Origin of the sequence: Pantoea sp. AN62, assembly GCF_050432985.1 — a bacterium.
GTDB lineage: Bacteria > Pseudomonadota > Gammaproteobacteria > Enterobacterales > Enterobacteriaceae > Pantoea > Pantoea brenneri.
Genome location: NZ_JBNPYB010000001.1, coordinates 193,206 through 207,768, shown reverse-complemented (window position 1 = coordinate 207,768; position 14,563 = coordinate 193,206). Strand labels below are relative to the sequence as shown.

The 14,563-nt window shown below is 54.7% G+C and carries 13 protein-coding genes; 7 read left to right on the top strand and 6 right to left on the bottom strand.

The window, feature by feature from the left end:
• The first annotated feature begins 9 nt into the window (after window positions 1–9).
• From pqiA to rmf, 4 genes are all read left to right on the top strand, one after another.
• Entirely contained in the window at window positions 10–1,278 is a 1,269-nt protein-coding gene (gene pqiA, locus FHW04_RS01105; protein WP_089561079.1) for a membrane integrity-associated transporter subunit PqiA, read from the top strand.
• Window positions 1,265–2,908: an intermembrane transport protein PqiB gene (gene pqiB / locus FHW04_RS01100; RefSeq protein WP_031376120.1), complete on the top strand. Its 1,644-nt coding sequence runs from the start codon at window positions 1,265–1,267 to the stop codon at window positions 2,906–2,908. Before pqiA ends, pqiB begins: the two co-directional genes overlap by 14 nt.
• Window positions 2,905–3,474, top strand: a complete 570-nt coding sequence (pqiC, locus tag FHW04_RS01095; protein ID WP_046288411.1) for a membrane integrity-associated transporter subunit PqiC — start codon at window positions 2,905–2,907, stop codon at window positions 3,472–3,474. Before pqiB ends, pqiC begins: the two co-directional genes overlap by 4 nt.
• A gap of 281 nt (window positions 3,475–3,755) precedes the next feature.
• Window positions 3,756–3,923, top strand: a complete 168-nt coding sequence (rmf, locus tag FHW04_RS01090; protein ID WP_072050988.1) for a ribosome modulation factor — start codon at window positions 3,756–3,758, stop codon at window positions 3,921–3,923.
• A 69-nt stretch (window positions 3,924–3,992) separates the two neighbouring features.
• On the opposite strand, the gene fabA is transcribed toward rmf, so the two are convergent.
• Both fabA and FHW04_RS01080 read right to left on the bottom strand, forming a co-directional pair.
• On the bottom strand, window positions 3,993–4,511 hold the full coding sequence (gene fabA, locus FHW04_RS01085) for a bifunctional 3-hydroxydecanoyl-ACP dehydratase/trans-2-decenoyl-ACP isomerase (RefSeq protein WP_008925876.1): 519 nt from the start codon (window positions 4,509–4,511) through the stop codon (window positions 3,993–3,995).
• 68 nt (window positions 4,512–4,579) lie between these two features.
• Complete coding sequence (locus FHW04_RS01080) at window positions 4,580–6,448, bottom strand: AAA family ATPase (RefSeq protein WP_089561078.1); 1,869 nt, start codon at window positions 6,446–6,448, stop codon at window positions 4,580–4,582.
• A gap of 53 nt (window positions 6,449–6,501) precedes the next feature.
• Here FHW04_RS01080 and matP point away from each other — a divergent pair, with 53 nt between their 5' ends.
• A complete protein-coding gene (gene matP, locus FHW04_RS01075) occupies window positions 6,502–6,969 on the top strand; it encodes a macrodomain Ter protein MatP (protein ID WP_139807893.1) in 468 nt (155 codons plus the stop codon).
• 84 nt (window positions 6,970–7,053) lie between these two features.
• Here the strand turns inward: matP and ompA are convergent, their stop codons facing one another.
• Both ompA and sulA read right to left on the bottom strand, forming a co-directional pair.
• The gene (gene ompA / locus FHW04_RS01070; protein ID WP_031376116.1) at window positions 7,054–8,121 is read right to left on the bottom strand and encodes a porin OmpA; all 1,068 of its coding nucleotides are present in this window, start codon (window positions 8,119–8,121) and stop codon (window positions 7,054–7,056) included.
• 350 nt (window positions 8,122–8,471) lie between these two features.
• Window positions 8,472–8,963 (bottom strand): SOS-induced cell division inhibitor SulA, encoded by a 492-nt coding sequence (sulA, locus tag FHW04_RS01065; protein ID WP_031376115.1) that lies wholly within the window; start codon window positions 8,961–8,963, stop codon window positions 8,472–8,474.
• A gap of 211 nt (window positions 8,964–9,174) precedes the next feature.
• Here sulA and FHW04_RS01060 point away from each other — a divergent pair, with 211 nt between their 5' ends.
• Window positions 9,175–9,804: a TfoX/Sxy family DNA transformation protein gene (locus FHW04_RS01060; RefSeq protein WP_089561077.1), complete on the top strand. Its 630-nt coding sequence runs from the start codon at window positions 9,175–9,177 to the stop codon at window positions 9,802–9,804.
• On the opposite strand, the gene yccS is transcribed toward FHW04_RS01060, so the two are convergent.
• Window positions 9,801–11,960, bottom strand: coding sequence for a YccS family putative transporter (gene yccS, locus FHW04_RS01055; RefSeq protein ID WP_031376113.1), 2,160 nt, complete (start codon window positions 11,958–11,960; stop codon window positions 9,801–9,803). The two genes, FHW04_RS01060 and yccS, sit on opposite strands and share 4 nt — an antisense overlap.
• Window positions 11,944–12,384: a YccF domain-containing protein gene (locus FHW04_RS01050; RefSeq protein WP_031376112.1), complete on the bottom strand. Its 441-nt coding sequence runs from the start codon at window positions 12,382–12,384 to the stop codon at window positions 11,944–11,946. The genes yccS and FHW04_RS01050 overlap by 17 nt, the downstream gene beginning before the upstream one ends.
• A 123-nt stretch (window positions 12,385–12,507) precedes the next feature.
• Here FHW04_RS01050 and helD point away from each other — a divergent pair, with 123 nt between their 5' ends.
• Window positions 12,508–14,562, top strand: a complete 2,055-nt coding sequence (gene helD, locus FHW04_RS01045) for a DNA helicase IV (RefSeq protein WP_089561076.1) — start codon at window positions 12,508–12,510, stop codon at window positions 14,560–14,562.
• Window position 14,563 lies beyond the last annotated feature (1 nt).

Below are 14,563 nucleotides of genomic sequence, written 5' to 3'. Positions count from 1 at the left end.
GGATAACGGATGTGTTCAGCAGATAAAAGTGACGCGTGGATGCTCTGTCCACAATGCGATTTAATGAATAAGCTGCCGGACATCCCTGTTGGCAGCCGCGCCTCATGTCCGCGCTGCCAGACTTCCCTGACGGCGAACTGGCACGAGCCGCGCAGACGGCCAACCGGTTATGCGCTGGCGGCCTTGTTTATGCTGCTGCTGGCTAACCTGTTCCCGTTTATCACCATGAAAGTGGCCGGGCTCAGCAGCCAGATAAGCCTGGCGGAGATACCGCAGGTGATGGTGTCGGAGGACTACAGCAGTCTGGCGACGCTGTTCCTGCTGTTTGTTCAGGCGATCCCGGCGTTCTGCATGATCACCATTCTGCTGCTGGTAAATCCGGTGCCGCTGCCCAACAGCCTGAAACTGGGGCTGGCGCGCATTCTGTTTCAGTTACGCAACTGGGGCATGGCGGAAATCTTCATGGCGGGGGTACTGGTCAGTTTCGTCAAGCTGATGGCCTACGGCGATATCGGGCTGGAAACCAGCTTCTGGCCATGGTGTCTGTTCTGCCTGCTGCAACTGCGGGCCTTTCAGTGCATCGATCGGCGTCAGCTGTGGCAGAGCATTGCGCCACTACCGGCTCTGCCGCATCCACCCAAAGTCGGCGTCACCGGCCTGCAGCAGGGTTTGCGATCTTGTCCCTGCTGCACCGCCATTCTGCCCGCCGACCAGCGGCATTGTACCCGCTGCGGAGTGGTGGCATCCGTCCGCCGTAAACACAGCCTGCAATGGACGCTGGCGCTGCTGCTGACCTCGGTCATTCTCTATATTCCCGCTAACCTGATGCCCATTATGGTGACAGAAACGCTGGGCAGCGCTTATCCCTCCAATATTATGGCGGGCGTTATCTTACTGTGGAGCGACGGTTCTTATCCGGTGGCGCTGGTGATTTTTATCGCCAGTATTATGGTGCCGACGCTGAAAATGCTGGCGATCGGCTGGCTCTGCTGGGATGCCGGCGGACGTGGAAGGCATGATAGCCACAAGATGCACCTGATTTATGAAGTGGTTGAATTTGTAGGCCGCTGGTCAATGATCGACGTATTTGTGATTGCAGTGCTCTCTGCGCTGGTGCGCATGGGGCAATTAATGAGTGTGTATCCCGCGTGGGGGGCAGTGTTATTTGCGCTGGTGGTCATTCTGACCATGATTGCTGCAATGACCTTTGACCCGCGATTAACCTGGGATCGTGTACACGCAAACAATGTAAAGGAGCCGCGCCTTGACGGAAATTAACCACGGCCACGCAAAGGTGGAGCAGATCAAGCGCTGGTCGCCGGTCTGGATTGTCCCCATCGTCACGCTGTTAATCGGCGGATGGATTCTGTTCTATCACTTCAGCCATCAGGGACCGGTAGTCACCCTGATTACCGAAAATGCCGAGGGCATCGAAGCGGGTAAAACCACCATTAAAAGCCGCAGCGTTGATGTTGGCGTGGTTGAGAGCGCGGTGCTAAGCGACGATCTCCACCACGTTGAAATTAAGGCCCGCCTTAATGCCGGTATGGGAAAACTGTTGCACAAAGACAGCGTTTTCTGGGTAGTTAAACCGCAGATTGGTCGCGAAGGCATTAGCGGATTAGGAACCCTGCTGTCGGGTGCCTACATTGAATTACAGCCAGGCACCAAAAGTGAAGCGCCAGAACAATTTAACCTGCTGGATGCACCCCCTTTAGCGCCGCCGGATGCTAAAGGCATCCGCATTATCCTCGACAGTAAAAAAGCCGGCCAGCTTAACCCTGGCGATCCGGTGCTGTTCCGTGGCTATCGTGTTGGTACGGTAGAAACCAGCACCTTCGATACCGATAAACGCATGATGACCTATCAGCTGTTTATCGCGGCACCGTATGATCGGCTGGTCACCACCAATGTCCGCTTCTGGAAGGACAGCGGCATCGCCGTTGATATGTCTGCCTCAGGTATGCGGGTAGAAATGGGTTCACTGACCACGCTGTTCAGCGGTGGCGTCAGCTTTGACGTGCCGGATGGCTGGGATCTGGGCCAGGCCGCACAGAATCAGTCTGATTATCATCTGTTTGACGATCAACGCAGCATTCAGGATTCACTGTATACCAACCATATCGATTATCTGCTGTTCTTCACCGATTCGATTCGTGGTCTGCAGGCCGGTGCGCCGGTTGAATTCCGCGGCATTCGCCTCGGTACGGTATCTGAAGCACCGCTGATGAAAGCGGGTCTGGATCAGGCGCTGAACAATGATTACCGCGTGCCGGTGCTGATTCGCATCGAACCGGATCGCTTTATCAGCCGACTGGGCGAGAACTTCGATCTGCAGCAGCATCTGCAGGATGGTAAGAAACGCGGCCTGCGTGCCACGCTGAAAACCGGCAACCTGCTGTCAGGCGCGTTATACGTTGATCTCGACTTCTACGACAATGCACCAGCGTATAAAGGGCCGCAGAAAGTGTCGGGTTATGAAGTAATCCCAACCGTCAGCGGTGGCCTGAGCCAGATTCAGCAGAAGCTGATGGCGGCGCTGGATAAGATCAACGGACTGCCGCTTAACGGTATGATTAACCAGGCGACCGGCACGCTAAAAGAGAGCCAGAAAACGATGCGTGACCTGCAACGCACCATCGATAACATCAATAAAGTGACGGCCAGCCCGGCGATGAAAACGCTGCCGGAAGATATGCAACAGACCTTGCGTGAGCTGAACCGCAGCATGAAAGGACTGCAGCCAGGCTCGCCAGCGTACAGCAAGCTGGTCGGAGATATGCAGCGACTCGACCAGGTGCTGCGTGAACTGCAGCCGGTGCTGAAGACGCTGAATACCAAGAGCAACGCGCTGGTGTTTGAGGCGAAACCGGGACAGGATCCCCAGCCTAAGAGGGCGAAACAGTGAAGAAAGGAATGATACTCTCTGCCGCGCTGCTGCTGAGCGCGTGCAGCAGCACCATCGATAATACCTGGTATCAGCTGCCCTCCGGGGCGGCACCGATGAAGGTCAGCAGTAGCAGCACGACTGAAGCACAACCGATGCTGTGGGTGCAGCAGGTTACGGTGCCTGATTATCTGGCGGGTAACGGGCTGGTCTATCAGACCAGTGACGTAAAATATGTTATCGCCGCCAATAATCTTTGGGCCAGTCCGCTCGATCAGCAATTGCAGCAAACGCTGATTACCAACCTCAGCAAAGCCCTGCCGGGCAGACTGGTTGCCGGTACGCCGATGGGTGCGCAGCACGACACGCTGAACGTGACCATTACTGGCTTCCAGGGTCGCTACGACGGCAAAGCGGTGATCAGTGGAGAGTGGACGCTGGAACATCAGGGCCATCTGACAAAGCAGGCGTTCAATCTGGCGCTGCCGCAGAACGAAGATGGCTACGATGCGCTGGTCAGAACGCTGGCGGTGGGCTGGCAGCAAACTGCGCAGCAGATCGCCAACAGTACGGTTGCGTTAAATTAAGAAGAGTATGAATAAATAAGCTAAGCCCCTGATTTTTCGTTAAGCACTAGCGACGAAAAGCAGGGGCTTTTTTATTAGCTTAATCAGTGGGATAGTGTTGCCGTCTGCATCACAAAATAGCGCATTTTTGTCAGACAGAGGTCACATTTATGACACTGGCGTGAAGATTGCGCATTGATCTTTGGGCGCGTAGCGGGTAGAACATTAGAGTGGTTGAACATTAATTCACCACCTTTTTCTTTCCACCAGATTCCACAGACCTTACATGAGGGACACGGAGTATGAAGAGACAGAAACGAGACCGCCTCGAACGCGCCCATTCACGTGGTTATCAGGCAGGCATTACTGGACGCTCAAAAGAGATGTGTCCGTATCAGATGATTGACGCTAAGTCTCACTGGTTGGGAGGGTGGCGACAAGCCATGGAGGACAGGTCGGTAGCTGCCTAGCCGGATGTCACTGAAAAGGGAATATAACCTCCGCTGCGCGCGGAGGTTTTCGTTTCTGCGGGGAAACGCTTAGAAAGCCGCCGTATCTTTGAACAGGCCCACTTTCAAATCGCTGGCGGTATAGATCAGGTTGCCATCGACCAGCACTTCGCCATCGGCAACGCCCATCACCAGTTTACGGTTGATAACGCGTTTGAAGTGAATACGGTAAGTGACTTTCTTCGCTTCAGGCAGAACCTGACCGGTAAATTTCACTTCACCTACGCCCAGCGCACGACCTTTACCTTCGCCACCCAGCCAGCCCAGATAGAAACCGACCAGCTGCCACATGGCATCCAGACCTAAGCAACCGGGCATTACCGGGTCGCCAATAAAGTGGCAACCGAAGAACCAAAGGTCAGGATTGATATCCAGCTCTGCTTCAACAAAGCCTTTATCATATTTGCCGCCGTCTTCGGTCATCTTGACCACGCGGTCCATCATCAACATGTTGCCTGACGGAAGCGGCGGACCATTTTCGCCAAACAGTTCACCACGACCTGACAGAATCAGATCTTCTTTGGTATAGGATTCGCGTTTATCTACCATGTTTACAATAAGCCTTTTTTTAGTGAATCACGAATATTAGCGAACAGTTGTACGCTGAGCAAATCGGATTAACGGTGGTTGAACCAGTTAAGCCAGCGTAGTCCCCATGGACGGTGCGGCACGTCCGACTGGTTCAGTTGGCTAATACGTTCCTGAATGGTGCGCAGCAGGCTGTCGCCTTCACCATCCTCAGTATCCCAGACTTTGCCGGTCAGTAGCGGCAGTGCTTCATCAGCACGTTCAATCGCCCAGATATGGAAGCGACCTTGCTCAACCGCGCTGACCACCGCCTGATTCAGACTCAGGTGGCGTACGTTGCAGGCAGGAATAATGACACCCTGCTGGCCGGTCAGTTCGCGCTGATGGCAAATATCGAAGAAGCCTTCGATTTTTTCGTTCAGCCCGCCGACCGGCTGCACATTACCAAACTGATCGACCGAGCCGGTAACCGCAATTTGTTGATTGACCGGCTGGTTTGCCAGCGCGCTAATCAGCGCACACAGCTCTGCCAGCGAGGCGCTGTCGCCGTCGACTTCAGAATAGGATTGTTCAAACACCAGCGACGCCGAGAAGGGCAACTGCTGTTCCAGTTCCAGCTCGGCAATCAGATAGGCCTGCATAATCATCATGCCTTTCGCATGAATATTGCCGCCCAGTTCTGCTTTGCGTTCAACATCGGTAAATTCACCGTCGCCGGGATGCACTACGCAGGTAATACGTGATGGATCGCCCCAGGCGCGTGGATGACCGGGATACTCCACCACTGACAGGCCGTTAATCTGGCCGACCACTTCGCCTTCGGTCTCAATCAGGATCTGTTTCAGCAGGATCTCATCGCGCATCCGCTCGTTGAGATAATTTTCACGCCACAGGCGCGCTTCCAGCGCATCACGCAGCGCTTCCGCATTAAGCTTTTCGCCCATCAGCGCTGACTCACGCATCTGGCGTTGTAACCAGCGCGGGCAGAGCGGCAACGTTTCCTGATCGCCGCTGAACCGTACGCCTTCTTTAATCAACTCCGGCCAGAAATCCACTTCCGGTAACGGCAGCCCGGCTTGCTGCGCCAGCTCAGCAGTCCAGCGGCACCAGGCGAGCATGTCATCTTCATCCAGAATCTGAATGTTCTCTTCAAATTCGGTGTAGATCGCCATTTCATGTGCTTCAGGATCGAGTTCCTGAAAATCAGCCAGCGCTTCTCGATCGCCGCACAGGACCAGATTTAACTGCAGTGGCAGCGGCGGGATAGCGATCGGCAGCGGGCGGCGTTCATCCTGAGAGGTCCAGTCGACATAACCCTGCTCGATGCATTTCTTCAGGCGTAACCAGAGGATCGGCTGGGTCATAAAACTGCGCAGCGAGAGCACCAGTGTGCCGCCGTTAGCGCGATGGATCAGGCCCGGCTCAAGCTGAATGCGATCTTTATGCTGACGCACGCAGCCAAACAGCTGTTCGGTCTCAATCCAGTCGGCGAAGTGAATACCGCCCTGACTGGTGAAAGGACGTTGCGGGTCAGAAGGGGGCTGCAGCGTGACGTTGTCGGCCATGATATGGTAATCACCACCATACAGCGTAGTGGTTTCCTCCATGACCCGTTGAGCCGCCTGGGTTATCTGCGCCAGGTAGTCGCGATTTTCCTGGCTGCGAACCAGCAGTAACGGGAATCCCTGCGTCTGGTGGTGTAAATGCGCCAGTGCATTCAGCAATCGGGGCTGTACCGTTGCCAGAGCATCGGTTTCTTCATCAGCAATTCGGGAGAAAACGGATTGGTATTGTGCGCTATCCGGCTGTAAGGTTTGCCACGTAAGTTGGGTGCTGGTCAAAATAATCGCATTTGTCTGATTTAAGAAAAGCGAGATTATACAGGATTCACCCTTGTTAAGCACTGCAGACTTCCTGTTGAAGATGTGACGTTGACAGCATGTTTTTCGTTGCTGCATCCGGGAAAAAAGCTGTTATTCTTAGCTCGTTACGTGATCACGATGAGATTCCGATGAAATACCAGCAACTCGAAAATCTTGAAAGTGGATGGAAATGGAAATACCTGGTGAAAAAACATCGGGAAGGTGAACTGATCACGCGTCACCTTGAATTAAGTGCGGCGCAGGCGGCAGTCGATAAGCTGCTGGCGATGGAAAATAATCCGGTTACGGTCAACGAATGGATTGCTGAGCATATTCATGCCGACCTGGATAATCGGCTTAAGCAGACCATTCGTGCGCGGCGCAAACGTCACTTCAATGCTGAGCATCAGCATACGCGGAAGAAGTCGATTGACCTTGAGTATCTGGTCTGGCAACGGCTGGCAGGACTGGCGCAACGGCGTAACAGTACCTTGTCTGAGACGGTAGTGCAGTTGATTGAAGATGCCGAACGCAAAGAGAAGTATGCCAATCAGATGTCGAGTCTCAGAGAAGATCTGCAGGCGATTCTCGGTAAGTCTGGCTCAGAAAAAGAGTAACTACACCCGTATAGTCTGGCAACTTTGCCGAGAGACTGGCATAAAAAAACCCCGCCTTAGCGGGGTTTTTTATTACGTGTAAACTTAAGCCTGTGGCTGAGTTACAACGTCTTTGATGCCTTTAACGTCGATTTCTACACGACGGTCCGGCGCCAGGCAGTCGATCAGGGCATTGCGGCCTTTCACGCTGTCACAGGTGTTGCCGGTAACTGGGTTAGATTCACCCATGCCACGTGCAGAGATCTTGTTAGAAGGGATACCTTTAGATACCAGGTAATCTACTACTGACTGAGCACGTTTCTCAGACAGTTTCTGGTTGTACTGCTCTGAACCGATGCGATCGGTGAAGCCCAGTACGACAACGGAACCATCTTTAGGATCCATTGAGCTCAGCTGGCTGTACAGCTGATCCAGAGCCTGCTGACCTTCTGGCTTCAGGGTAGCTTTGTTGAAGGTGAACAGAACGTCAGACTTCAGAGTGAAACGCTTGGTTTCAACAACTGGTGCTGGCGCTGGAGCCGGAGCTGGTGCTGGAGCAGCTTCATCCTGACCGAAGCGGTATGAAACGCCTACGCTCAGCATGCCGTTGTCTGGACGGGTACCAACGGTCTGTGCATCACCAATGTTGTTAACCCACTGGTAATCCAGACGGGTAGCCCAGTTTTTGGTCAGCGCATACTCAACACCAACTGCTGCCAGTGGAGAAACACCGGTGTCGTGGTCGCTGATGCGGCCATTAACAGGATTAGTCTGCGTTGAGTCTGCACGCCATACCATGCCGCCCAGACGAGTATACACGTCCAGATCGTCATAAATTGGGTAGCTCAGTTTAGCAGCCAGCTGAATGCCTTGTGCTTTGAACGCGCCGTTAGTCACGTTGCCTTTATTAGGCATGCGACCCAGCCAGTCATAGCCCAGCTCGAAGCCCAGGTATGGATTTGCCTGGTAACCAACGAATGCACCTGCACCCAGCTGGCTTTCGTGAGTTGGACCGTCATTGTTTTGGTAACCGTTACCGTAGTAACCAGTGTCGTGGTACTGAGACCAGCCCAGTTTAGCACCGGTGTACCAGGTGTCATCTTTCGGAGCGGCCTGCGCTACGGTAGCGAAGCCAGCCAGTGCCACTGCAATTGCGATAGCTGTCTTTTTCATTTTGCGCCTCGTTATCATCCAAATAGGCAATGAGCAAAAAGGTTGCTCTTGGTTTAATCCTTCGCCGGGTCAAAACGCTCGCTTATGACTCTACCGCAAAAAAACGGAGGTTATTGAGCACCCTGGCGAGATAAAGTCTACAACGAGATTGGAAACTTACAAGTATGATGTGAGGCGCTTCTGTAAAAAAACAGAGATTTATACACAAATTCTAACAATTAGCCTGGTATTATCGTCGCGGATCAATAGCCAAAAAACCTGCTAAACCATTGTCAACGCTCGAACTAACAGAATCAGTGGTTTAGCGACGACAGATAAGAAATATAGCTTGAGAAAGTTCCGACTTTTACTTAATGAAACAAATCCGACTGAATTTTTAGCGCATTTTGTGGTCCCAGAGGCGCTTCGGGTGTTCCACTCGATCGCAAAATCAATCCCAGGGCATCGCCTTCGGCCGCTGCATTTTCCAGTTGACGTCGTTCATCTTCATCCAGTTCGTACGGAATCCATGCCAGAACGACACTGTAATTTCCGGTACGCAGCGCTTTTATCATCGCCTCAACTGCGTTCATACGCTCAGAATCGGCAATATGCATGCTCTTATCCAGCGGCAAGCCGGACTGCTGTAACCAGGCACGGTTCAGCTTATGCGCAGGGGTTAACCACAGTTGCCAGCGCGACTGCTGACTCAGCTGCTGCAACAGCGGCAACAGTAACATCTGCATCATTCCGGGCTGCTCACTATAGCGTAACTCTGTAATCCAGCCATGCTGAGAAGCGGATACGGAAGAGGACGCGTAATGATGAGCATAGCGTGCATTGTTCGGATGTTGTGTTCGCATAAGTTAATCACTCAGCAGTGGACTGTATGAATATACAGTACTGGCGTTACGCATAAAGATCAACCCAAATTTCTGATAACGCCTCGCAAAAACGTCACAAGGTTAGCGGAACCGCTATTAATTCATTGAACCGGATAAGGCTTTTTCCTATCTTCTAATTATCTGAAACCAAACATAATTTCAGATATTTCTATAACACGGAGGTGAAGTGATGAAAAAGTTAAATCCGATCATTGAACGTTCCAGAGCGCAGCTGGCCCCGCTGGGCTCGATCGAGTCGCGAACCCAGTTTGGTGGCTATGCGCTGGCTGTCGAACGGGTAGTTTTTGCTTTGGTAAATAATGACGCACTCTATCTGCGCGCCAGCGAGCCACTGCGTGAATACATCGCACAGCGTCCACTCGAGCCATTAATCTTTCGTAAGCGTGGCGTACTGGTCAGCCTTAACTACTATCGGGTTGATGACGCTTTATGGCATGCGCCAGCGCATCTGCTGACGTTATCTGCGGCGTCACTGGAGACCGCAAGGGAAGAGCAGCAGCGTAAGCAGTTATCACTGCGCTTAAAAGATCTGCCTAATCTCAGTGTGCGTATGGAGATGATGTTACATGAGGCGGGTATTCTGAACGTGCAGCATCTGTATGAGATCGGCGCTAAGCAATGCTGGCTGAAGCTGAAAGCGGTAAACCAGCATGTCGGGCTACAGACGCTGCTGGCGCTGGAGGGGGCGATATCGGGCCATCACTATGCCGCCCTGCCACAGGCGGTCAGGGCGGAACTCAATGCCTGGTTTCAGCGCACCGTACTGATGACGCTGAATCCCAAAGGCGGCGTAAACTAATCGGCGTTAAGCGTGCGGCGCAGGCGAGCGACTTCAGGCATCAGCGCCACCAGCAAGCCGAGTTGCTGCAATACCAGTGGCGCGCGTGTATCCGCATCGGCGGCCAGCTGGCTGATCCGCTGAGCCAGTTGATGACGCATCGTCTCAGCCTGTTGATCGCTGACGACATCCGTTTGCAGCACATCCTCAACATAACAGACCGTATCATCCAGCAGTTTGAGCAGTTCCGGTTCGCTAATTTTATCGCGATGCGCACCCAGTGCAGAGATGTAGCTCAGGAAAGAGTGATTTGAGCACAGCAACTGAAAAGCGGAATCACGCATTGTCTGGCTGGTACGGCTTTCACTGCTCATGTTGGAGACCACCGACGCCAGTTCGGCATCGGCATTATGCGCATCCCGCCGGGCGATGCGATAAGCCAGGCGGTTATCTTTGCCCTGATGGTATTGCTCCATAATCGCATCCAGATAGCGGCAGTTGGCCTGTAAGGTGCGTTCTGCTACCGCCGGTAGCTGACGGAAGCGCCAGTCTGGCCAGATAAAGGCGACGGCCAGCCAGGCCAGACCGCAGCCCAAAAGCGTATCGACCACCCGCGGTAAAGCCACCTCAAATCCTTCGCCGAGCAGGTTAAAACAGAGCAGCACCAGCAGCGTGATAAACAGCGTGGCCTGCGCATACTGCACCTGTCGGAAGGCGAAAAACAGCACCCCGCTGATCACGATTAGAATCAGTTGCCCTTCGACCGAGGGCACCAGCCAGAGCACCGGCAGACCAATAGCGATCCCGGCCAGCGTCCCGCCAATACGCAGCGCCAGCCGCCGCTGTGTCGCATTGTAGTTGGGCTGGCAGACAAACAGACTGGTCAACAGTATCCAGTAGCCTCGCTCCAGCCCGGTGATCTGAATGAAGCCGTAACCGATACACAGCACCACCGACATCCGCACCGCGTGGCGGAACAACGCCGAAGCGGGGGTAAGGTGGCGACTGAAGCGCAGCCTGATATCGCTCCAGCCGCTCAGACCTTCGCGTGACAGCAGATTGTCGCTGTGCTGCGGATCGTCGCCTGCCAGCGTCTGCTCCGATTCGATAGAGGCCAGCTGGGCGTCAATCGCCTGCAGGTTGCGCAGCAGCCAGTAAAGCGCACGGGTATGGGTGGCCTCTGGCTCACGCTGCTCAAGGCGTTCTATGGCTTTTTGCAGCCGTTCAAATGCCCGCTCAAACCGGCTGTCGTGCACCCAGCGTTCACGCATTAAAATAGAGTGCGCCAGCTGCCGACAGGCCTGGGCCTGCATATTGAGTAAGCGCTGGAAGCGGAACAGGATCTCGTTATAGCGCCAGTCACCACGCAGCAGGTGATATTGCAGATGAGAGGAGCTGGCACGTTCATGGATATCCTGCGCCACAAAGTAGTAATGCAGACTGCGCCGGGTACCACGTGAACCGCGATCGCCACGCAACCGGCTCTGCAGAGTGGTCTTGGTCAGATTGAGCTGGGCGACGAGCTGGCTGTTGACCATCGCGGCATCAATAAAGGTCGCATCATCCTGTTCGCCAGCATCCGGATCGAACAGATTGGCTTTGGCATCCAGATAACGCGCCAGCTGGGAAAAACTGCCCGCCAGTTGTTCCTGAACCGGCCGAACCGGAAACATCAGGTGACCGAGCAGGGTCAGCAGGTTGTACCAGAGCGCGCCCACCAGCAACAGAATCGGCTGCATATACCACTGGCTGAACAACCCGATGCCGAGCATGGTATAGACCGCAATCAGCAAGGCACCAAAGGCAATGGTGGCGTAGCGCTGACCGAGCGCCCCCAGCAGAATGAAGCCCCAGGTGGAGATCGCCAGTCCGGCAATAAACGCCAGCGGGTAGGGAAACAGCAGTTCAACCGACACCGAAGCGATACAGAAGCAGAGCAGGGTGATCAGCAGATTCTTTAGCCGCCCGGCTAGCCGATCATCAAGATCCGCCAGCGCCGCGGCCACCACGCCCAGCGTCAGCGGGATGGTCCACTCAATCTGGTGCAGCCACCAGGGAATGGCGGCACACCCGCTCAGTGCAAACAGAATGCGCAGCAGGTAGCGCCAGGTACTGTTAAACAGATACTGCCGCCAGCCGGGCAGGCTTTTCGACATCATACTAATAGCGACGGGCATTGGCTTCGCGCGCGGCACGCGCCTCTTCCACCGATACGACGCGGCGTCCTACCGGCCACAGCGCAATCGCGGCAATTTTGAAGTTAGCGATACCGACCGGAATGCCGATGATGCTGATGCACTGCACAATGCCGACCGAAATGTGCGACAGGCAGAGCCACCAGCCAAAGAAGATCAGCCAGAAGATATTCAGGAAGGTTCCGCCGGTGTTCATGATGTGACTCCGGTTTTCCGGGCGCAGCACGTCGACATGCACCGCTTCATTGCCAAATGGCAACAGCGACAGTTTGGTAATTTCCCAGCAGGAGCGGGTCAGCGGCAGGGTAAAAATCAGCACAATGCTGATTAAGGTGGCAAACAGCCAGCTCAGGGTGGTGAAAAAGCCACCCAGAACGAAATTAAGAACGTTTAAGACGGTGCGCATGACATTTTTTTCCTTTTGCATTCCGCAAGATGTGACGCCAAGTTTAGCCTGTTTTAAGGCTGGAGCGCCAAGGGTCTGACAGGTAAACTCCCCCTAATCCTATTCTCTGTCGTTGGTGTCGGCGTGGAACTGAAAGCAACCTCCATGGGCAAACGACTTGCCCAGCATCCTTACAATCGGGTCCGTCTGATGGCGGCTGGCGTGGAAGTCAGCGGCGATAAGCATGAGTACCTGATCCCTTTTAACCAGCTGCTGGATATCACCTGCAAGCGCGGGCTGGTGTGGGGTGAACTGGAATTTTTACTGGCTGACGAAAAAGTGGTCCGGCTGCACGGGACGGAATGGCAGGAAACGCAGCGTTTTCATCACTATCTGCTGCAATCCTGGCAGCAGTGGAGCCTGGAGATGAGCGAGGTGTGCAGTGAGGTTCTGCAAGCGCTGCGTAGCGCGATTGAGGCGTTTAGCACCCAGGATCGCTGGCTCAATCGCAGTGAGCTGCAGGATTTAAAAGCGCAGATCGTGAAACAGTTCGATGCCTTACCCTTGCCGCTGACCCGCCTCAATGAGTTTGCCACCTGTCGTGATGACCTGGAATTTTGCCAGCGCTGGCTGGAGCAGGGCGAGACGGCACTGCGTCAGCGTAACCGTGACTGGACCGCCGCCATGCTGACGCGTTACCACGATTTCTTTGCCAGCGTAGAAACGACGCCGCTGAATACCGCCCAGAGTGAAGCCGTGGTGAACGGTGAGGCTTCGTTGCTGGTGCTGGCGGGTGCCGGTAGCGGTAAGACCTCGGTGCTGGTGGCGCGGGCAGGCTGGCTGATGCAGCGCAGGCTGGCCAGCGCCGATCAAATCCTGCTGCTGGCCTTTGGCCGACAGGCTGCGGAGGAGATGAACGATCGGATCCAGTCCCGACTGGGTGCCAGCGAGATTCAGGCGCGTACCTTTCATTCGCTGGCGCTGCACATTATTCGCGAAGGCAGTAATAAGCAGCCGGCGATCAGTAAACTGGAGAGCGATACCGAAGCTCGCCGCGCCTTACTGATTCAGCACTGGCGTCAGCAGTGCAGTGAGAAGAAAGCGCAGGCCAACGGCTGGCGGCAATGGCTGCGTGATGAGCTGGAGTGGGAGTTGCCGGACGGCGCGTTCTGGCAGGATGACCGGCTGGCTAACCGGCTGGCAACGCGACTGGAGCGCTGGCTGAGCCTGATGCGGATGCACGGCGGCGCCCGGGCGGCGATGATTGCTGAAGTGCCGGAGGAAACGCGCGACCTGTTCAGCAAACGCATCCGGCTAATGGCTCCGCTGCTGAAAGCCTGGAAGAGTGCGCTGAAAGAGGAGGGCGCAGTCGATTTTTCCGGCCTGATTCACCAGGCGATTGCAATACTGGAAAAGGGCCGTTTCATCAGCCCGTGGAAACATATTCTGGTCGATGAATTCCAGGATATTTCCCCGCAACGCGCAGCGCTGCTGACCGCATTACGCCAGCAGAATAAGCGTACCTCGCTGTTTGCGGTGGGAGATGACTGGCAGGCGATCTACCGTTTCAGCGGGGCAGAAATGTCGCTGACCACCGCCTTTCATCACTATTTTGGTGAAGGCGATCGCTGTGTGCTGGACACCACCTATCGCTTCAACGATCGCATTGGAGAGATCGCCAATCGCTTTGTGCAGCAAAATCCACAGCAGTTACGCAAACCGCTTAACAGCGTGACCAGGGGGAATAAAAAGTCGATTTCGCTGCTGGCGCAGGATCAGCTTGAAGGGCTGCTGAACAAGCTCAGCGGCTACGCAAAACCGGAGGAACGGATCCTGCTGCTGGCGCGTTACCACTACCTGCGACCGGAACTGCTGGAGAAAGCGAAGACCCGCTGGCCAAAGCTCAAGCTGGATTTTATGACGATTCACGCCAGTAAAGGACAGCAGGCAGATTACGTGATTCTGCTCGGCTTACAGCAGGGGAAAGAAGGCTTTCCTGCGGCGGCGCGCGAATCGATCATCGAACAGGGATTGTTACCGCAGCCGGAAGCGTTCCCGGATGCAGAAGAGCGACGTCTGGCCTATGTGGCGCTGACGCGGGCGCGTCAGCAGGTCTGGCTGATGTTCGATAAAGCGCAGCCGTCGGTATTTGTCGAACAGTTCCGCGAACTCGGTGTACCGGTGCTGCGCAAAGCCTGAA